The organism is Paenibacillus nuruki (assembly GCF_001721045.1).
Taxonomy (GTDB): Bacteria; Bacillota; Bacilli; order Paenibacillales; family Paenibacillaceae; genus Saccharibacillus; species Saccharibacillus nuruki.
The window spans coordinates 243,079-264,014 of record NZ_MDER01000031.1; the positions used below are offsets into that span (position 1 = coordinate 243,079).

The following is a 20,936-nucleotide window of genomic DNA, read 5'->3' on the forward strand; positions in this document are numbered from 1 at the left end:
TATTCGGATGATTCATTATATTCTGCGTTATCTCCGTTCAATACAACAAACGCATAATTCCATTTCCATTAATAATCGAAAGCGGTTGAGCAATTAATTGCCCTGTATCCATCTGATGTTCAAATACCAACAGTACTGTTACATCTTGCAGCGTTTCCTGTGGCAAATAAGGAAGTAAGCCTGTACTTGTTCCAATAGGCAGTGAGATATCTGTTAGTCCAATCGATTGACCTTCGCTATCCTTCATCACCAATTGACCCTCTTCGCTCTGATAAAATTGACTGACTTGAAGTAAAAGTGCTGGATAAGGATCAGCTAATGGATTCTTTAATTGATTTTTGATCAATTTGAGCCCTTCTGCAAAAGAAGTATAGGCTTGGGCATGAATAGATTGCACATCTTGTTCCGTCACAGCCCGCGTCGCTAGACTTTCCCAACGTACACGCGGATTAAGATCACCCGGATATACATATAGTGGCTTCGGACAAGCAATTTCGGTAAACGTATCCTCTTCACGGATATGCTTGGCTGCTTTGTATGGACGATATTGTAATGTACGGCGAATATGGTGAGTACCTAGCTCTAACCAGTATCCCAAATCTATAAATTCCATTCTTCCCGGATCGTCATAACTGGTAAATGCCAACTGAATTAACTCTGCGCCTTCTGTCATGCGCTGGTGTTGCTCTAATTCACTTAACTGCCACGCATACCCTAACCATTCTTCAATCGTCGATTCAGCATCCAAAGCCAGTTCTGGATCTTCAAGCTTGGCCTGTAAATGCGCCCTTCCTTTACGAATCAACGCATGAATTAGCGTTAACTGTTCTACTGCGTATGTATAGTTCGCTTCAGGATTATTTTTGGGAGATAACAATCCTGCCAGACGACGCAATTCCACTTGCGCTCCGGTGAGGTAATAATTGCCCATTTGTTTGACATGTTCTTGAATACGCTTGATCACTGTTGCATCGACTGTGCTTAGACCATTACGGATTAAAGACAACGTGAGCTTTTCCAAAATATCAAGTCCCTCTAACTGAGCTTGGACTTTCTTTTTCAGCGCATTTTTGTTGACTGTTTTCTTTTTTGGTACTGCTTTGAGCGTAGGATCAGCTTCTATAGCAGCCGCTTTTTCTTCACGCTTTTCAATTTTGTTTCGTTTGTCTGCGATATCTTCTGGAATGGTAGCTGTTGTAAATGTCTGTCCTGCTACATACGCATACATTAATGCCAATGCATGTTTGCAAGGGAACTGACGACTCGGGCAACTGCATCTCGACGTGGGTTCTTTGTCTGGTTGTATAAAATCTACCGAACATGCATAATTGCTTTTCCCACTACCTGCACACTCACCAAATAATAAGGTGCCATCTTCTGTTTGATGAAGTTGTACTAATTTATTTTTTTGAATTAATCCTTTAGCATTTTTGATTGCTGCTGCATTAGGTGCAAGTCCGTCTACATATCCTTCTGTCAGTTGAATTGCCATATAAATCCTCCTTTAATAGTCAAAACATAAGATGTATACGTCTCTATATTGTATCTAGTATATCCTGTTAGCAGAATTGTATACTTTATTATAGAACATTTGTTCTTATTTTTAAAGAGGAATAATTATTCAGGACTATCTTCATAAATATGATGCTGTAACAGTACGTCTAGTAGTTGTTCACTTGCCTCTTTATCATGATCTTCGTAACATAAGACTACTTCATAACTATAAGCATAATTAAAGCGAACATAGCCTTGAATCGAACGCCAGAATAATAGACAACTGTAAAGCGTCTCAATCTTCAAATCAGCGGGCAGTTGCAAATCAATCTGATGAGCGATCTGTGTTAACTGCTCTGCACTTGAACTGATTGACAGTAAATCGTTGCCTTCAGTCGGTGGATGAAATGTTAATGAACGATACCGTTGATCCTGATTCCATGATTCATAATACCGATTCTCCTGCATAATTTGAAAAGAATCGCCGTAAGATATCTTCAACCATTGATCCATCATTTCAATCCAAGAAGCTTTATGATCTAAAAGGCGTACCTCAATCCGTTCAGAATGTCTAGGTATCCATAATAGATCCTTGACTTGAGGATGAAGAGCAAGAAAGTCGCCATCTATCGTTGTAGCAATTACTACACATTCAGCCAACTGTTGATTATGGATAGGACTATCTTTATCATATTCCCATAACTCATATTCTACAAATTCTGTTAACTGTTGATGGTCTGGAAGTTGTACATTCAGTACTCCACAATAAGTACCCACTCCATATTGCTCTAGAAATTCACAATAAGCTTCTGGCAGTTGTATATGATGAGTATGTTGAAACTGAACCAGTGTCTCGTGATCTACATGCTGTATATGTTCATTCACCAGATACATAAAGTCACCTGCTTTCTGAAGTTATTATAGGTTTATTGTACAGATAAATAACATGAGAATAAACATTTCCGAATTTAAGAATACTTATTTTTGAAGAAAAATATAGTATGCATTAGTTCTACATCCCCAATGTACTTATAAAATTAGATGGACATAGCGAATGACCTTTCTACAATATCCGTTTACGTTATATCAAAAAAGTCCCTCTAACCATTCAGAGGGACTTTACAAGATTCACTTACAAATTAGCATGTAATAAACTCAAAATACTACGCAAGTCAGACACAGGAACTTGTCCGGGAGCAGACGATTTTTGAATGGCACCGAATGTGATCGCTGATCCGAATAGTTCGCCTGTTAAACGGCTAATCATGCCTTTGCCTGCCATCGACATGGTGATCATTGGTCGATCGGCATGCTGTTCTTTCATCGTATTGGTCGCATCAAGTAAAGTAATCACATCGCTACTGCTTTGAGGCATAACAGCGATTTTGGTGATATCTGCACCTAATTGTTGAGCACGCGATAAGCGGGAGATCAGTTCTTCTTTGGGTGGTGTTTGTTGAAAATCATGATTGGAAATAATCACAAACGTATTATGTTCGTGGGCTATTGTTATCAATTGCTGAATAGCTGTTTCTTCATTAAAAAGTTCGACATCTATAAGATCGACTTCGCCTGTCGCAGCGATTGCTTGATTTAATTCGACATAGTAGTTGCTACTCAGCTCGCATTGTCCGCCTTCTTTGGCACTACGGAATGTGAAAATAAGCGGAGTCGATGGAAGAATATCACGGATACGTTCCAACGTATATGTCACCTGATCCAATTGCTCTACCTGTTCAAAAAAATCAACACGCCATTCGACCATATCAATATCTGCTAATTTGAGTGTATGCGCTTCTTCTATGATCTGCTCGGTTCTATGCCCTGTTAAAGATACACAAATTTTAGGCTTTCCTTCGCCTATTGTAAGGTGCTTCACTCGTACCGGTTTGAATGTATTTGTATTAGACATCTGATTCGAACTCCTTTGCGATACAAAATAGATTATCGTGTCTGTAACTACATTATTATTATAGCCCAATTTAGAGCATGCTGACACAGAACGCCATTGAGATCCAACAGCAACCGATTAGTCTTTATTTATCAGACGAATATGAGTTTCTGGATCACAAATCACAAACAACTTGGCTTCTGCTGGCATAGGCTCAGACAGTTTGCGATTAATAGTCATATCGTTACGATCACTGATTAATGTTGCACCTTCTACTAATAATGCTTGAAAAGCTTCTCCATACGTACGCCAGCCTGGTTCCGTAGGTACATGATAGATATCTTCTCCATATTGACGATTGAGCAATTGAGCCAACACATCGTTATTGCCTTCATTTAATGCCGAGCGTACAGCCAAGCGTGAAATAGCATCATGAGACAATACAAATTCATTCACATGCACATGATGGAAATTTTTAATATGGTTTTCTAACATGATTTCGACGGTGGTATGTACGTGAGAAGCTAACCGTTCCACACTGGAAGCGACCAGTAGTGATTTGCCATCGACTAACGAAGCATCATCAATACGTGAATCTGCAAAAATAATAGCAGAGCGTGCTGTACTGATTTCTGCTTGTAGTAATGTTTCGTCTTTGGTAGGATCACCATTTACATAATGAACTTGTGGATGATCGTATGGATGCTTTTCCAGTTGATCAATAATAACAACATCAATTTCTGGATGACTGGCAAATAGTTCATCTATTGCATAATGTGCTTTTTTGCTCCAATTGATAATAATAATGTGATCTTGTCCTACGTATTTCAATTTACCTGCTCCTCTTCTCCGATTATATTCTCCCATCGAATCTACAATTTTACTAATAATTAAGCTCAGTAGACCAATGCCGAAAATATACAAAAATACTGTAAAGATTTTACCAGCTATACTTTTCATAAAATAATCGCCATACCCTACAGTTGCCATGGTCGTCAGTACCCAGTACAACGCGTTAAACCAGTGGGTAAACGTATCCGGTTCGATCATATACGCTATCGTAGCTGACAATAGTACAAATAATACCGTTGTTGTCGCTAATACCGATTTGCGCATTCTGACCATTTTGCGAGAAAGTCGAAGAAACATATGCATAATCCTTGGGTGTACTCCTTTATTCTATTGACATCGATTGGCTGAAAATAACTTGAATGTTAAATAATTCGACAACTGCGTGTATTTTGCCTTTTTTGTGGATGCATCCGTTATACTACATAGAGAAGATGTTGTGCTTATATTGCCAAGCGCTGGAATGTAAGGTATTTTGCTTTGCAAAAATCACTTTTGGATTGGATTAGAAGATGTCGCGCTTATATTGCCAAGCGCTGATCGTAAGATATTTTGCTCAAGCAAAAATCACTTTTTATTGAACTGGGTCGCGCTTATATTGCCAAGCGCTGGAAAGGATTTATATTTTTATGGATATTTCGCAGTGGTTATCTTATTTGACGGAAGAGAATTTAAAAAGTTGGATGGGTGAATATCGTTCACTGGGTCCGCTTGCTAGTATGTTATTGCCTTTTCTCAAATCCTTTATTCCTCCTTTGCCTACGATTGTGATTTTGGGGGTAAATGCGGCAGTGTATGGATTGTGGGTTGGATTTTTGTATTCATGGATTGGGATTACGGCAGGTTCGCTGACTGCTTTTTGGTTGGTACGTAAGTTGTCTGAACATCGATATTTATCCCGCTTGGTACGTAATCCCAAAGTAGTCAGTACACGGCGTTGGATTCGGAATAATGGATTTAATTATATTTTTTTGTTGAGTCTTTTTCCTGTAGGTCCGTTTACGTTGTTAAATGTAGCGGCTGGACTGAGCGGGATTCGATTTCGTTCGTTTCTGATTGCGATTATTTTCGGTAGAGGGATTATGGTATTTGCGGTTTCCTTTATTGGTGCAGACTTGTCTCGTTATCGTGAAAATCCGTGGAATCTGTTGTTAGTGTTATTGTTTGTGATTATTTGCTTTGTATGTAGCCGTAGTATTGAGGCTTGGTTTAGTCGCCGCGATTCACTTACTGAACAACCATAGTTGTTTTCTATTGTAAAAAATAACATAAAAGATACGTAGAATCGAGAATTTAAAGGCATGATTGGGTAATGAAAGATATAGAATGATTGAACGAAAGGAACGTGGCTATGGATATTGCACAATTTATGTCTTATCTCCAAGAAGGTGATATTGATCATCTGATGGGTCAATACCGTGCTATCGGTCCGTGGCTTAGTATATTGCTTGCTTTTCTCCTATCTTTTATCCCGCCTTTGCCTACAATGGTTGTGATCGGACTGAATGTAGCGGCTTTTGGGTTATGGTCAGGTATATTGTACTCATGGATCGGTGTGATGAGTGGCGCTATCCTTGTATTCTGGTTAGTGCGTAAACTTTCACATTACAAATATATCGATCGTTTTTCTCATAACAAAGGTGTGCAAAAAAGTATACGTTGGATGAAAAAAAATGGGTTTATGTATATTTTTATGTTTAGTCTATTGCCGGTTGGTCTGTTTACGTTGCTTCATGTAGCGGCTGGACTAAGCGGAATCAAATTCCGTTCTTTTGCGATTGCCGCAGGGCTAGGACGAGGAATAATGATTTTTATCGTCTCGTTTATCGGAGCCGATTGGGCAAGTTATTTCCAACAGCCGTGGAAATTGTTTATTGTCGCCGCATTTGTTATTGTTGGATTTATTTTTATCCGCAAAGTGGAAGCTTGGTTTAGCAAACGGGAAGAATCAGAAGTATTGGATATCGAGCCTGAACCTCAAGCTTGTAAATCATCTTAAATCCAAAAAAAGCGTCTAATCTCAACCTATCGTTGGTAATAGACGCCTTTTTAATTACAATTATGTCGTTCATATCTAATCTAGATTCCTGTAGACGATCTATTGGATTTATTTATAGATCAAAACTATCTGAAACCTATAATTTAACTCGTATACCATTCTATATCCCTTCCATTTACCAAGCTGCTATCGTACCATCTGTTCTCCACTCTGTGCCACCGATCAATACACCTGTCTCGGGATCTCGTAAAATAATCTGTCCCCGACCAAATCCACCGACACTGTTAGCACGTACGATATGATGCCCTTTGCGGATCAGACTTTGAGCCAGATGTTCAGGGAAATTCGGTTCAATTTCTATTGTTTTGCCTTCGACCCATTGCCAGCGTGGTGCATCCAGTGCCGCTTGTGGATGCAGATGGAAATCGATCATATTCATGATGACTTGTACATGACCTTGAGGTTGCATAAATCCACCCATCACGCCAAAAGGACCGATAGGCTGACCGTTTTTGGTCAAAAATCCCGGAATAATCGTATGATACGTCTTTTTCCCGGGTTCTAAGCGATTATCATGTGTTGGATCTAGAGAAAAAGAATGTCCTCGATTTTGCAGTCCAATTCCTGTCCCCGGAATCACGATCCCTGAGCCAAAACCCATATAGTTACTTTGGATATAGGACACCATATTGCCTTCTTGATCTGCGGTTGCTAGATATACCGTTCCACTGGTTGTAGGTTTTCCTGCTTCTGGTTGTAACGCCTGTTCACCGATCAATGCACGTCGTTCATCAGCGTAATGATCGGATAATAAATCCTCTAATTTCATCGTCATTTTATCATGTTGTGTAATATATTTGAGTCCATCGCTAAATGCTAACTTCATCGCTTCCATCTGCTTATGGTGCGTATCTACCGTATCCCGACCTGCAAATTCATATCCTTTGAGTACATTAAGAGCGATCAATGCAATCAATCCTTGACCAGACGGCGGAATTTCCCACACATCATAGCCTTTATACTGGACTCCAATCGGATCGACCCATTCAGGATAGTATGCCTCAAGATCTTCTTTACGCAAAAATCCGCCGTGCTGACGTGAGAATGTATCGATTTGGTCTGCTATTTCGCCACGATAAAAGGATTCTGCGCCTGTCTCGGCAATACTACGTAATGTCTTGGCATGATCTGGGGAACGCCACATTTCACCGATACGTGGCGCTCTTCCTTGCGGAGCAAACGTTGCAAACCAGTGCTGGTACTGATCTGCCGTTAATATTTTAGTGAACCGTTCATACGCTAGATTCCAGTAATATCCTAACGTTGGCGATATCGGAAATCCTTGTTCTGCATAATCGATTGCCGGTTGAAGCACTTCAGTCAAAGGCAATTTGCCAAACTTCTGTGAGAGTGCTTGCCATGCCGACGGTGCTCCCGGTACAGTCACTGGAATCCAACCGTGGGTCGGAATCTTATCATGCCCTGCTTGCTGAACCGCTTCAATAGAGATACTTTGGGGTGCAGGTCCATTGGCATTCAGTCCGTGGAGCTTGCCTTGCGTCCAGATGATAGCAAAAGCATCGCCTCCGATGCCATTAGACGTTGGTTCAACAACAGTCAAACAAGCAGCTGTCGCAATGGCAGCATCAATCGCATTACCCCCTTTTTTCAACATATCCAATCCTGCTTGCGCAGCTAACGGTTGCGAAGTAGCGACCATGCCATTGTGAGCATAGACCGGTTGTCGTTCTGAAGCATAAGGATGAGATAACGGATCAAAAGGAATCATAAGTACCTCCATAGGATGAATGATCAAAATAGTTATGTATTACTATAGTCTATTTGGAGTCATAATTAAATTAGATACTACGTTTAGAGTCTAATGAGTAAATAGAATGATTAAACCTATAACGAAATTGATAATTCCTACAATAATAAGACTACTCCTAGAAGAATAGGATAGTTTGAGACTTGGATTTATACGTAAGTCAATATACAGAGAAAACATATATAGTGATAGAAACAGTAAGACCAATCCTAATAAAAATGGTTTTCCCGGGACTACGAAAACGGTAATAGAGCTAATAATCATAACCGTAGCAAAAAACCACTTTACTATCTTTATAGCCGATCTATTCCTATTCAAATGATTTTGTTCTCCTCCCTTTAAAGATACAACCTATTTTAGGTAAATAAATTAAAAAATACAAATTCCGAACTAACATGATATACAGTTTAATAGAAAGATATATACAAAAAAACTCTAAGCATGTCATACACTTAGAGTCTTAAAAATAGCGAAAGAAGATATTTCTTATACAACATTTAAGGCGATGTATAATACGCAGTAAATGAAACATTCGCTGTCAAAATTGCACCTGATTTGCCGGGTGTATAGGGTTGTTGGAAACTAAAAGAATCGACGGTCATCAATCGAGGAAGCTTTTGTAATTGATTCATCCATTCCCGAATTTCCGTATATCCACCTTCCAATTCAGCATTCATCCGAATCTGTCCTACATTTACGCCTAGATTTTCAGCTGCAATCTCACCGCTAGTATTGCTATCAATATTAACGAATTCGACATCCGTGATACGAGCATAACTGTTCTGACTGACTTGTTGCAGCTGCAATAACAACTTTTCACTTGCTACTGCTGAAGGGATAGCCTCTTGGATCGCTTGCTGTGCATCGGTCGGCTGACCGCTTTTCAACTGAGCAATTTTCGTCTGAATCAGATTATACTCCTGTTGCATTTGGGTTAATTGATTATCATATTGTTGAGATTTTTGAGATAAGGGGTGAAGTACCCACATGTAAAAAGCCAATAAAATCACAAATAATAAAATAATACCTAGCAAGATCACATTACGATATTTATTGAGCTGTTCCATTTGGTATCCCCCCTCCCTCTGCTGGTGTAACGACAGAAGACGTTGCATACGTATCACCTGTTACACTTTGTGCTTGAAGATCAATCGTGTAGATCACTAGATATAAGGAAGGCTGTCCTTTGGTCGATTTTACGGCTGAATCCACCGAGCTATCCCGAGTCGCTTTGTTGACAGTAGCTGATTCGACAAAAGGCATACTTCTTAACTGCACCAGATAATTAGCCGCATCACTAAAATTACGCATACTTGTCGTCAATAATAGATTCGAACTCCGATTGTAGGAGATATCTCGAATCATTCCGCTTTTCGGTAATTTTTGAGTCAGTGAATCGAGTATACTTACCACGTCTAACCGATAATTCATCACCGCATCAATCACAGTCTGGTTAGCCGTTGCTGAAGGACCACTACCATTCCATTTGGACAATTCTAGCTGTGCTAATGTATTCCGGTCGCTCCATTGCTGTATCGCACGCTCTTGTTCTGTCACTGTTCCACGCTCACTGATCATATAGAAAATAGCTCCACACATAGCAAGTACCCATAGGGCACTTAAGCCTACAGTCAAATAAGAAAATTGATTTTTTTCTCGCTTTTCTTGTGGTAACAGATTAATCGGTCGTGCATCTTCCCGGCGAAGAGCCGCACCGACAGCGACACGATAACTATTCAAATCAGGATCGGCTTGAAAAGCATGTTGAGTCGTTTCAAGTTCGACAGCTTCGACTTGGATATCAGGTAGAGATTGACTTAATTCATGAGCTAACAATTCTCGTTCTTCAGGCAATCCTGTTACAAAAATCTCTTCGATCTTAATCGAACCATCATGTAAGCTATATTGATAAAAGTTCAACATCCGTGAGATTTCAGGAATAATATCTTCAACCTGCTGACGAGTTAATGAAGTATTCAGATCATCGAGCACTGAACTCTCGTCGAGTCCTCTAGTCGATTCTATACTGCGCATAAAGACAGGCTGTCCACTACGGAACATATAGATATCTAATAAATGATCGGTTAAATGAATTAGCATCGTATTAGCAAATGATCGTCCATGTTCAGTAATCACTGTTCTTGCTAGTGCGGTTGCAGATAGCTCTACAGCAACGACTTTGATACCTGCTTCTCCCAACAGACTGATATAATCTTTAATCAACTGACTAGGTGCAGCAAATACAAGCAAGTGTGTATGTTCTTCATCAATAGACGTTACAATATAATCGTATACAGGATTTTCAAAAGGTAAGTGTAGCCCTGTCTCTACTTCCAATTCCACCAATTGACTGACTTGCTTGGCATTGGTACTTGGAATACTCATCGCGCGAACGAGAATACGAGAAGGTGGAATCGATAGTGTGACCGATTGCCCTTTTAACCCTTCCTCTGTCACCCATTTGCGTAGTAGCTGATTCATCTTTTCGGTATCTACGATTTGATTCTCAACAATAACGCCTGAAGGAATCGGTAAAAACTTTTTACTTTCCAGTTCCCACTGCTTTTTCTTTTTTAAAGAAACATAGCGAATCTCTGTCTGTTCCAGCGATAAGCCGATGTGAGGTAAATTTCGTTGAAACATAGGGGCTAACCTCCTCCTAACCAATAAGCGAAAGATATGCGTCTATTATCTGTGCTCCATACATAAAAGCAATTAAAGTGCCTGCTGCTAAAAAAGGACCAAATGGAATCGGTTGTTGCTTTTGCACTTTACCGAGTAGTCTTAATCCCATTCCTACTAGTGTTCCAAGTAAACACGCTATAAAAAGAGCAAGCAGAATATTTGAAAATCCGATGACCCATCCGTACAAAGCAAAAAGCTTTACATCGCCCATGCCCATCCCACCACGACTGATAAAGGCAATCAGCAACAAAATACCTCCACCTGCAATCGCTCCACTCAGATGTGAAACGATACTAATCGTGCCAGGTAACCATACGACCATGATTAGAAAAATAGGAGCAAAAAAGAGTAACACTTTATTCGGAATTTTCATCACTTGTAGATCCGATAAAGTAATAATCACTGACAAGCTCACCAATAACCAACCGATTAGTGTATCGCCAGTCCATCCAAAATGAAGAAATACCCATAGAAATAGTAGACCTGTGATCGCTTCTCCGATTGGATATTGAATCGATATTCGTGTGTTACAATGCCGACACCGCCCTTTTGTACCGATATAACTAAGCACAGGAATCATATCTAGCGCAGATAAACGGTGCTGACAATGTGAGCAACTGGACGGAGGGTGAACAATCGACTGCCCTTCAGGTACACGCCATGCAACCACATGGAAAAAGGAACCCAATACCATACCCAGTACAACAATATAGATATTTATCCATAACATCATATCCATTGTGATGTAATCTACTTTCTTATTCATGATTTCAAAAAGACCGGAAACATGGTTCCGATCTTTTGTAGGTTTTTGATTCGTTTATGATTGAATGATTAGCTTTTAGCTATTGTTGTTTAGTTAGCTGCCGGAGTTGCGGGAGTTGCACTCAGAACTTGAGCCGCTGTGTATGCTCCATTTGTTGATCCCTGACCTACAGGTGCAAGAGTAACACTCACCAGCTCACCTTTTTCTGTAAATACTACAGTTGCAGCTGTTAATGTTTGTTTCGAACTTGGTAAGCTAGTATCAGCATTCAAATATCCAGTACTTGTCATGTTAGCCAATGTTACTGTTCTGTTTGCAACAGTAGTGAAATCGCCATTTTTCTCACCAATTACATACAGACGAGCTGAATTGTATACTTGCGAAGCTGTAGCTAAATCACCATTTGCTTTGGATTTATTAATAACATTACCGATCATTGGAATAGCGATAACAGCGATGATAGCCATAATAACGATAACAGCTAGCAACTCAATCAATGTAAACCCTTTTTCCTCTTTACCCATACGTTTCATCACTTTGCTCATCATTTTGAATTCCTCCAGTTAATTAAATGTAGTGTTGTTCTTGATGTGAATACTTACAGATTGTTATACAGACTGAACATCGGTAGCATAATAGCTGCCACAATAATCCCGACAATAGCAGATAAAAAAGTAATCAATAACGGTTCAAGCAATGATTTGAGTCGATCCACTGTATTGTCTACATCCATCTCGTAGAAATCAGCTACTTTACTCAGCATCTGATCCAGTGCACCTGTTTCTTCACCAATAGCAATCATTTGAGTCACCATCGGTGGGAATACCCATGCTTTTTTAAGTGGTTCTGATAATGGATTTCCTTTACGCAATGACTCTCCTGCCTGACGCAAATACCCTTCGATCACTTTATTGCCAGCTACTTCTTCTACAATAGTGAGCGCTTGTAGAATAGGTACTGAACTCGCATATAATGAGGAAAACGTACGAGCAAATTGAGCAATAGAGCCTTTTTGATTTAACTTTCCGAAAATAGGGACTTTGAGCTTGGCATAATCAATCCAATAGGCTCCCCGCTCCGAACGTTGAAGAATAATATAGGAAATGATAAGAAGCAGAAGTACCAATACCCAGATATACCACTGCTTTTGTAAACTATTACTGAGTGACAATACAATCACTGTAATTGCAGGTAACTTTGCATTCATCGAAGCAAACATATTTACAAATTGCGGAATAATGGCTGCCAGTAGATATACGGTTACTGCTACTGCTAGAAGACCCACAGTGACAGGATACGTCAATGCTGATTTGATTTTTTCGCGTGTACCATGACGTTTTTCAAAATAAACAGCGAGACGATCTAACGTCCCTTCCAGATCACCCGATTCTTCACCCGCTCGTAACATGCTGATAAATAGCGGTGGAAAGACTTTCCGATGTTCTTGCATCGATTGTGACAAAGCAATTCCGCGCATCAGACTGGAATATACATCTTGTAACGTTTTGCGTAATACTTTACTTTCAGTCTGGTCGGCAAGGATTCGAGTGGCATCCAGAATCGTAACTCCTGCACGAATCAACGTCGAGAACTGCCTACAGAAAATAATGAAATGAATCGTTTTGACCGGACTACCAATATAGATTTCTTTGGAAAAAAGGGTCATCCGTCGTTCATTCAATGAAAATACAGTTAATCCACGCTTACGCAATTCTTCCATAGCGGCTGTTTTGTCCGTTGCATTTAACGTACCTTTGAGCTGTTTGCCACTATTGGTTCGTACCTGATATTCAAATTGAGCCATTAAGCATTCACCTCAGCAAGATATGGCTTCCCTACCGCTGGCAAAATCTGTCCACGTTGCAACATATCTCGGATATTCATATCCAGTGTATGCATGCCTAACATTCGTCCCGTCTGCATCAGACTTTTGATTTGATGTGTTTTTTCAGTACGAATCAGATTGGCGATCGCTGGCGTCTGCATCAGAATCTCAGTCGCACATACTCGACCTTGCCCATCAGCTAATGGTAATAACCGCTGTGAAATGATGGCTGTGAGTACCGAAGCTAATTGGATGCGTATCTGTCCTTGTTGATGAGCAGGAAACACATCAATAATCCGATCTACTGTCTGTGGTGCATCACTGGTATGCAAGGTTGCGAATACGAGGTGTCCTGTTTCCGCTGCGGTTACAGCGGCAGAGATCGTATCCAAATCTCGCATTTCCCCTACCAGTAATACATCAGGGTCTTGCCGTAATGCTGCCCGAATTCCATTGGCAAAGCTTGCTGTATCATGTCCAACTTCCCTTTGATTCACCAATGAATATCCATGTTCATGTATATATTCAATTGGATCTTCTAACGTCACAATATGCTTGCGTTGATGGGTATTGATATATCCAATCATTGCCGCCAGTGTAGAAGATTTACCGCTACCTGTAGGTCCTGTGACAAGCACCAACCCTTGAGGCTTTTCAGTTAATCCTTTGAGCATCGGCGGTAATCCCAAAGACTCTAATGTAGGAATACGATCAGAAATCGATCTTGCTGCGATACTGATATGACCTTTTTGGCGAAAAACATTGATCCGATAACGCGATCCATTTTCAAGCATATACGCAAAATCCAATTCGCCTGCTTGCTGAAAAGTAGCCCATTGATCTTCCCTTAATAGCATTTGCGCCATTTCTTCTGTATCACTAGCTGTAAGAAGTTCCCCTTTACCTGTATGGAGCATCCCGTGAATCCGCATAATAGGTGCTGATCCGGTCGATACATGCAAATCAGAAGCTTCTGCATCTCGCATGTTACCAAGTAATTCCTTGATACCCAGACCGATATGAGCCATTCCTGTCTTTCCCCCTTTAACATTCAGATCATGTTCATCATTCCTAGAGTGGTAGATAGCTGTTATTAATAAGCAACGGTTTCACGCATCACTTCTTGAATAGTGGTTACACCTTCTGTGACTTTATGCAATCCATCTACCATCAGTGTGACCATATCCTGCGCTTGGGCAGCTTCTCTAATCGCTTCGATCGCTGCACCTTCGGTAATAATTCGGCGTAAATTTTGATCGATCTTAAGCACTTCCTGAATCGCTACACGTCCACGATAACCGGTTTTATTACAGTTACCGCAACCTTTCCCCCGATGGAGTACTTGTACATCTAAGCCATGAGTCTGAAGTACAATCTGCTCTTGGTCAGTCGGTGTATAAGATTCTTTACAATCCGAGCAAATGCGACGCACTAAGCGCTGAGCGACAATCCCGATCAATGAAGAAGCAATCAGGTAAGGCTCGATGCCCATATCTCGCAAACGCATAACAGTACTGACCGCATCGTTGGTATGAATCGTCGATAAAACGAGATGACCTGTTAATGAAGCACGGACAGCAATTTCTGCGGTCTCATCATCACGTATTTCACCGACCATCACGATATTAGGATCTTGTCTCAAAATCGAACGCAATCCGGCAGCAAATGTTAACCCTATCGAAGGATTCACCTGAACTTGATTGACACCTTCTAATTGATATTCCACCGGATCTTCAATCGTAATCACATTGGAACTTTCGGTATTCAATAGATTAAGTGCTGAATATAATGTTGTTGTTTTACCGCTACCTGTAGGGCCTGTGATTAACAAAATGCCGTAAGGCTGTTCAATCATTTCACGAAACCAGACTGCATTTTTACGATCAAATCCAAGTTGTTCTACCGGCTTCACTCCTGTACTTAAATCCAAAAGTCGAAGCACGATTTTCTCGCCATGCATGGTTGGTAATGAAGATACCCTAATATCGACCATTTTGAGATCAAACTGTAGCTTTATTCGTCCATCTTGTGGTAAACGACGTTCAGCAATATTTAATTTCGCCATAATTTTAAGACGAGCCGTGATAAATCCTTGCATTTGCTTGGGTATATGACGCTCTGTCCGTAGCACACCGTCAATACGATAACGAATCACCACATCATTTTCACCGGGATCGACATGAATATCAGAAGCTTTCAAATGAACCGCTTGCTGTATCATCTGATTGACCAGTCGAACAATAGGTGAAGCTTCATCGGTAATCTCGGTTTCTTCGATCTCATCTTGCGTAGGCAATTCGCCCATCATTAGACTCATCGAATCGCGCAGTCCATAGTAATGAGCAATCGCGCGCTGTAATTCATCCCGACTAGAGATCGCTGGCTCAATACGGAAGCCAGTGGTCATCCGCAAATCTTCGATCGCAAAGTAATCCAGTGGATCAACCATCGCTACCGTTAATTTACTGCCATCTTTCATAAAAGGAAGTACTTGATATCGCTTCGCCATACTTTCAGGAATGATCTGCGTAATCGCTGGATCAATCTGATATTTAAAAAGACTCACATGAGGAATACCTAATTGAAGTTCTAACACTTCAATCAACTGCTGCTCCGTGATGAATCCTTGAGCTATTAATACATCACCAAGCTTGCGTTTGGATTTATTTTGTTCGGTCAAAGCTTGTTGCAATTGTTCTTGCGAAATTAGACCACTTTCAAATAGAAGATCGCCTAATTTCTTTTTCAACATTTTCATTCATTTCAACTCCATAGCCATTATGATGACGTACTTATGGATCCATATATGCTTACTTATTCAATAGATAGAATGACAACTAATAAATTGAGTGAAATGACTTTTTGAAATACCCTTTGCAACCGATATATATATCATCTACTCCATTTTTATCGGATAGCTTTACAATATTTGTTATATAACGAACTAGAAATATTAAGGAGAACTGATACATGAATATCAGAAAGCGCTGGATCCCTCTTGTTATCGTACTTTTATGCCTAATAATCATACCGATTACCCATATGATGGTGGGTGCTGCTTCCGCATATCCAGTACGTATTTTAGAAATTAGTGATGATGGAACGTCGTCACTAAAAAGCCAGCTTGCAAATGTGTCTAATTTCACTGTACGTTCGATTCGAATGAAAGAATTTGTAGCCCAACGTGAAGAATTAGACGGCAAATATGATGCCATCTACATTGGCAAAGGAACGTATAGCACTACAGGCGTTCAAGGAAATAATCACAATACCACTCCCGTCATGAACGATATTACACATCTCAAAGCGGATGATATTGTGAATAGTTATATCAATAAAGGATTACCGGTTATTTTGCACAATTCGATTCTGAGTCAGACGGCTAATACGTCCAAAGCTCAGGCAGATCAGCGTATTTTGTATGATACATTTGCTAAATACAATCAGACCGCATCCAAAGTGAATAATGTATTTTTTGTCGATGATAGTGGATTAACTGCACTCGTAACACAAATGAAAAATTCAAGTTCTACGATTAGTGCCTTACTGATGCAGCGTCCTCAGTTTACAGTGACTTCAGCACCTATTGATTATTCTGTGAACAAGACCAATGCTTACAAACAAGGGGATACGATCAATTTTGCTTTTAATGTAGATCGTATTACAGATTTTAGTAGTGGAGGGGTAGAAGCGAATCTGTATCTGGGAATCGATAAAGTGATTACGATGGATAGAGATCAACTGGTAGCGACGACTTCGCTCACTCAATCCAATGGAACGTTACAATATAAGCTTCCCAAAGCATATTCAGGTCTACTGTATTGGAAATTAGAAATTGTAGATCGTCAAAGTAGCGGACAGCTCAAAAACTACACCACAGGGATTATTCGATATCAAGATGAAAAAACCGTCGTGCGTGTCCTTCAAGTATTACCTTCTGATGGAAATGCTAGCAGTCTGTTAAACACTGCTAATATGACACAAAGTTATCTCAATAGTGATAATTATAATTTGAATATTACTGTCAAATCGTTCAGTGAATTTAATACGCCTGCTGTCTATGGCACGTTAAATGGAACGTACGATATGCTTGTGTTTGGTTTTCGGGATGAATACAATCAGTTCGCTCCGTTAACCGATGCTTCTGCGACAGCGGTTCAGAAATTTATTGCGTCCGGTCAAGGGGTTATGTTTACCCATGATACGATTTATGACAAAAGTAATACTAACTCTAGCCGATGGCTAAGCTACTTCCAGCCGACTTCGGGTCAGATTGCACCCAAAACGAATATTGGTCTGAATGCAGTCTCTGCTTCTTCAAGTACAGCTGTAGTCAATGATGGCTTATTAACACAATATCCATTTGATCTCAGTCAAGCGCCTACAAATACAGGCGGTTATGTAGGTCAAATCAATCTTACGCATGACCAGTACTATACGCTGAATTTGGAAGATCCCGATGTCGTCTCCTGGTACAACATTATTGGTAGTAGTCGTGATGCCGCTGATAGCTGGAATCATTACTATACGTATTCCAAAGGAAATGTAACGTATTCAGGTACAGGTCATACCAATAATAAATTCCCTCAATGGGAGCAGAAATTATTTGTAAATACGTTGTATCGAGCATTTATCGGATCGAATCATGCTCCGTATATCACAATCAATGCCCCAACCGATCAGAGCACTAAGCCTTCTTATCTGAAAGACCTTGTTCTAAGCTATATGCCGAATGACTTGGATCTTAAAGATCGTAACGTATATACTAGCGTCAAATTCAAATCAAACGGCGTGTATCTGCCTGACCTTGAAATTTCAGAAAAAACAGTCTTATCCGGTCAAAATGTAACCGAAACATTTACCAATCCTTTACCACAAGGCGGTACTCTTCAAATTGAAATTACAGTCCGTGATAAACAAGGGGCTGTATCTAAGCAGATCACAACATTAAACATTCAACAAACGCGTGCCAATTTGTTAACCGATCGTAAAATTGTATCCGGTGTACAAAATGGAGAAATTCAGCGTAATGCACCACTTACAATGTTGTATTCAGTGACTCCGCAACCGATTGCTATTCAGACCGTCAATTCACAAGAACAAGGGTTTAATAAGCTTCTTATTTCTAATATTCAATATACCGAGAAGTTGCCACCCAACTTAGAAATTGTTGGTAATTTACCTGAAGGCATGACCAAAGAAGGTACATTAGTTACAGGCTATACATTGAAAAAGACGTTAACTGATATTCCGTACACTCTAACGACCAAAAATAATGTTCAATCGTATACACCGGATAATCCAAATGCACTTACCTTCTCGGTAGCCGTAACGCCCGTCAGTAAGGGTACGTATAATCTGGTTAATGCCAAGCTAGATTATGCAGATATTCATAATGCTTTTGAAACTATAAGCGATCTTGGCACACCGGGAGATTACAATATCTTTATGCTAGGCGATATCAATATGAATGCTTCTGGATTTTCAACAGAAGGTCGTGTTGCAGGAGCTGGAACAGTGACGCTAGCCGGTGGATTCAATATCGGAACCAAGCTTACTTCTGCCGCAACAGGAACAGGCGTATTGGTAGCAGGTAAAAATCTGAATTTGAGTCTTGCAGGTGGGACGGTAAATTACGGGAATGCTGTTTATGGAGGAATTGCATTTAGTCCTTTCTATATCAAAACGGTAAAAGGCACTCCGATCGACTTCGATGCCGCAGGTGCACAGTTACTCAAAAAGACAGACCGATTAGCAACGGTTCCTGCTACAGGAACAACCAAAGTGGAAACGTCGGGTACGATCACATTAACAGGTACAGACCCTACCACTAATGTATTTAATGTGTCAGGTGCAGACGTCAGCAAAACCAATTCATTTAATATCAATGTACCCGCAGGCTCAACGGTACTGGTTAATATTGATGGAACAGTTGTAAATATGAGCGGTGGATTAACCGTAAGTAGTGGTGTTGATCCTAAGAAAGTATTGTTCAACTTTAGCGGAGCCACTGCGCTTAATCTAGGCAGTATCAATATTCCGGGCACAGTACTTGCTCCACGAGCAGCGGTTACCTTTGGCGGAGATATTCGAGGAACATTGATCGGAGGATCATTAACAGGGACAGGACATAGCGCTTCACTTTATCCATTTGAAGGCGATATTCAAGTTGCTACGCCTGTACCTACCGAACGGGTCAATATTGTATTCCCAGATATTATCTTCTCATCTGTAGTGCGAATTACCAGTCTGCAATTGCCTAACGATACCTTATGGGTGGGCGATCAGAAAACATTAATTCCGATTGTTTTACCAGCAGATGCGAATAACAAAGTACTGCAATGGAAATCAGACAATCCGGCTGTTCTAACCGTAACACCTACAGGTGAAAATGGAACAATCACTGCTGTTGCACCGGGTACAGCTCGTATTACGATTACATCAACAGATGGTAGCAATATTTCTACAACAGCCACCGTTGTGGTGACGAATCCAGGGGTATCTATTGTGGGAGCAGATCAACTTAAAGTAGGCGACAGTACTACATTACAAGCGATTCTAGTACCCGCTAACCCTAAAGCAACGGTCACATGGACATTTAAAAATCCAGCAGACAAAGACAAAGCGACACTGACTCCAACCACTCTCGATCCATGGAAAGTCGTTGTTCGTGGCTATGATTCAGGAACAGTAACACTGGTAGCTACAGTGACGACCAATGGGGCGCCAAGTCGTACCTATACAGACGAACATCCAATTGTGATCACTAGACCAGTAGAGAAGATTACTATTCAAGGTCCAGATATAGTCGCTGTAGGTTCAACGATTAATCTGCAAGCGATCATTTCTCCTGCGAATGCAGATGTACCGAAGTATAGCTGGTCATTTGAAAGTCCAACCAGCTCTACAATAGCTGGAATCACTTCCGGTACAGGAGATACCGCTACAATTACAGGAAAGCAAAAAGGAATAGTCACTGTAGTCGTAAATGCAGGTGGGATTGAAGTAAAAAAACAAGTACAGGTGGTTCAACCTGTGCAAGGACTATCGATTATCGGAGCCAACAAAGTCAATATTAGCGAAAGCATTAAATTACAAGCGATCTTAACACCAGCAGATGCGGATATACCTGATTTCAAATGGTCTTTCGCTGATCCTGCTCAAAGTAGTTATGCTACGATTATAGGCACAGGCAATACAGCAGTCGTCACCGGTATCCAAAAAGGAACAGTGACCGTAGTCGTTAGCGGAGGCGGTAAGCAAGCTCAATTGGATGTGCAGGTTGTACCTGTACTCACTGGGTTACGATTACCAAGTGAGATCCAGATTTGGGAAGGCGATTCGATGAATCTGAACTCGGTATTGTTCTTCACTCCTGCGAATGTCGACTTAACCGCTGCTCTACAAAATGCGCTTCAATGGAGCACGACCAACACAGGCAATATCTCGTTAACCAAAGATGGTATTGTGAAAGGAATACGGAAAGGAACGGCTGAAGCCACTGTGATCTACACCGATCAAAATTCGATTCGGGCAACAGTTACGATTAAAGTACTCGCCAAAAATACAAACGGTGATCGCTATTAATTCATTTCCACA

At 40.5% G+C, this 20,936-nt stretch carries 15 protein-coding genes; 3 read left to right on the forward strand and 12 right to left on the reverse strand.

Annotated features, from left to right (window positions below; genetic code table 11):
* Positions 1-37: 37 nt before the first annotated feature.
* The 4 genes from PTI45_RS06785 to PTI45_RS06800 all read right to left on the reverse strand — a co-directional run bounded on the left by PTI45_RS06785 (position 38) and on the right by PTI45_RS06800 (position 4,540).
* Entirely contained in the window at positions 38-1,492 is a 1,455-nt protein-coding gene (locus PTI45_RS06785) for an SWIM zinc finger family protein (RefSeq protein ID WP_069326779.1), read from the reverse strand.
* A gap of 125 nt (positions 1,493-1,617) precedes the next feature.
* The gene (locus PTI45_RS06790; RefSeq protein ID WP_069326780.1) at positions 1,618-2,388 is read right to left on the reverse strand and encodes an SMI1/KNR4 family protein; all 771 of its coding nucleotides are present in this window, start codon (positions 2,386-2,388) and stop codon (positions 1,618-1,620) included.
* A 238-nt stretch (positions 2,389-2,626) separates the two neighbouring features.
* Positions 2,627-3,406, reverse strand: coding sequence for a type I 3-dehydroquinate dehydratase (aroD, locus tag PTI45_RS06795; protein ID WP_069326781.1), 780 nt, complete (start codon positions 3,404-3,406; stop codon positions 2,627-2,629).
* A gap of 117 nt (positions 3,407-3,523) precedes the next feature.
* Entirely contained in the window at positions 3,524-4,540 is a 1,017-nt protein-coding gene (locus PTI45_RS06800; RefSeq protein WP_069326782.1) for a potassium channel family protein, read from the reverse strand.
* Between the two features lie 323 nt (positions 4,541-4,863).
* Between PTI45_RS06800 and PTI45_RS06805 the strand changes: the two genes are divergently transcribed.
* Entirely contained in the window at positions 4,864-5,478 is a 615-nt protein-coding gene (locus tag PTI45_RS06805; protein ID WP_069326783.1) for a TVP38/TMEM64 family protein, read from the forward strand.
* Between the two features lie 107 nt (positions 5,479-5,585).
* Positions 5,586-6,233 (forward strand): TVP38/TMEM64 family protein, encoded by a 648-nt coding sequence (locus PTI45_RS06810; RefSeq protein WP_069326784.1) that lies wholly within the window; start codon positions 5,586-5,588, stop codon positions 6,231-6,233.
* Between the two features lie 175 nt (positions 6,234-6,408).
* On the opposite strand, the gene PTI45_RS06815 is transcribed toward PTI45_RS06810, so the two are convergent.
* The 8 genes from PTI45_RS06815 to PTI45_RS06855 form a co-directional block, all read right to left on the reverse strand.
* Positions 6,409-8,022, reverse strand: coding sequence for a gamma-glutamyltransferase family protein (locus tag PTI45_RS06815; protein ID WP_069326785.1), 1,614 nt, complete (start codon positions 8,020-8,022; stop codon positions 6,409-6,411).
* Positions 8,023-8,558: 536 nt separating this feature from the next.
* The gene (gspM, locus tag PTI45_RS06825) at positions 8,559-9,128 is read right to left on the reverse strand and encodes a type II secretion system protein GspM (RefSeq protein ID WP_069326787.1); all 570 of its coding nucleotides are present in this window, start codon (positions 9,126-9,128) and stop codon (positions 8,559-8,561) included.
* Positions 9,112-10,704, reverse strand: coding sequence for a pilus assembly protein PilM (gene pilM / locus PTI45_RS06830; RefSeq protein WP_069326788.1), 1,593 nt, complete (start codon positions 10,702-10,704; stop codon positions 9,112-9,114). The genes gspM and pilM overlap by 17 nt, the downstream gene beginning before the upstream one ends.
* Before the next feature lie 16 nt (positions 10,705-10,720).
* Entirely contained in the window at positions 10,721-11,512 is a 792-nt protein-coding gene (locus tag PTI45_RS06835; protein ID WP_245703443.1) for a prepilin peptidase, read from the reverse strand.
* An 89-nt stretch (positions 11,513-11,601) separates the two neighbouring features.
* Complete coding sequence (locus tag PTI45_RS06840) at positions 11,602-12,060, reverse strand: prepilin-type N-terminal cleavage/methylation domain-containing protein (RefSeq protein ID WP_069326789.1); 459 nt, start codon at positions 12,058-12,060, stop codon at positions 11,602-11,604.
* Positions 12,061-12,110: 50 nt separating this feature from the next.
* Positions 12,111-13,316 (reverse strand): type II secretion system F family protein, encoded by a 1,206-nt coding sequence (locus PTI45_RS06845; RefSeq protein ID WP_069326790.1) that lies wholly within the window; start codon positions 13,314-13,316, stop codon positions 12,111-12,113.
* Positions 13,316-14,365, reverse strand: coding sequence for a type IV pilus twitching motility protein PilT (locus PTI45_RS06850; protein ID WP_069326791.1), 1,050 nt, complete (start codon positions 14,363-14,365; stop codon positions 13,316-13,318). Before PTI45_RS06850 ends, PTI45_RS06845 begins: the two co-directional genes overlap by 1 nt.
* A gap of 65 nt (positions 14,366-14,430) precedes the next feature.
* The gene (locus tag PTI45_RS06855) at positions 14,431-16,095 is read right to left on the reverse strand and encodes a GspE/PulE family protein (protein ID WP_069326792.1); all 1,665 of its coding nucleotides are present in this window, start codon (positions 16,093-16,095) and stop codon (positions 14,431-14,433) included.
* A gap of 212 nt (positions 16,096-16,307) precedes the next feature.
* Between PTI45_RS06855 and PTI45_RS06860 the strand changes: the two genes are divergently transcribed.
* Positions 16,308-20,924: a DUF5057 domain-containing protein gene (locus PTI45_RS06860; RefSeq protein WP_069326793.1), complete on the forward strand. Its 4,617-nt coding sequence runs from the start codon at positions 16,308-16,310 to the stop codon at positions 20,922-20,924.
* Positions 20,925-20,936: the final 12 nt, after the last annotated feature.

Coding starts and splice junctions, on each gene's coding strand:
- PTI45_RS06835 (WP_245703443.1), bottom strand. CDS start 11,512: ATGAATAAGAAAGTAGATTACATCACAATGGATATGATGTTATGGATA.
- PTI45_RS06855 (WP_069326792.1), bottom strand. CDS start 16,095: ATGAAAATGTTGAAAAAGAAATTAGGCGATCTTCTATTTGAAAGTGGT.
- PTI45_RS06790 (WP_069326780.1), bottom strand. CDS start 2,388: ATGTATCTGGTGAATGAACATATACAGCATGTAGATCACGAGACACTG.
- PTI45_RS06800 (WP_069326782.1), bottom strand. CDS start 4,540: ATGCATATGTTTCTTCGACTTTCTCGCAAAATGGTCAGAATGCGCAAA.
- PTI45_RS06805 (WP_069326783.1), top strand. CDS start 4,864: ATGGATATTTCGCAGTGGTTATCTTATTTGACGGAAGAGAATTTAAAA.
- PTI45_RS06815 (WP_069326785.1), bottom strand. CDS start 8,022: ATGATTCCTTTTGATCCGTTATCTCATCCTTATGCTTCAGAACGACAA.
- PTI45_RS06850 (WP_069326791.1), bottom strand. CDS start 14,365: ATGGCTCATATCGGTCTGGGTATCAAGGAATTACTTGGTAACATGCGA.
- PTI45_RS06785 (WP_069326779.1), bottom strand. CDS start 1,492: ATGGCAATTCAACTGACAGAAGGATATGTAGACGGACTTGCACCTAAT.
- gspM (WP_069326787.1), bottom strand. CDS start 9,128: ATGGAACAGCTCAATAAATATCGTAATGTGATCTTGCTAGGTATTATT.
- PTI45_RS06840 (WP_069326789.1), bottom strand. CDS start 12,060: ATGATGAGCAAAGTGATGAAACGTATGGGTAAAGAGGAAAAAGGGTTT.
- PTI45_RS06810 (WP_069326784.1), top strand. CDS start 5,586: ATGGATATTGCACAATTTATGTCTTATCTCCAAGAAGGTGATATTGAT.
- pilM (WP_069326788.1), bottom strand. CDS start 10,704: ATGTTTCAACGAAATTTACCTCACATCGGCTTATCGCTGGAACAGACA.
- aroD (WP_069326781.1), bottom strand. CDS start 3,406: ATGTCTAATACAAATACATTCAAACCGGTACGAGTGAAGCACCTTACA.
- PTI45_RS06860 (WP_069326793.1), top strand. CDS start 16,308: ATGAATATCAGAAAGCGCTGGATCCCTCTTGTTATCGTACTTTTATGC.
- PTI45_RS06845 (WP_069326790.1), bottom strand. CDS start 13,316: ATGGCTCAATTTGAATATCAGGTACGAACCAATAGTGGCAAACAGCTC.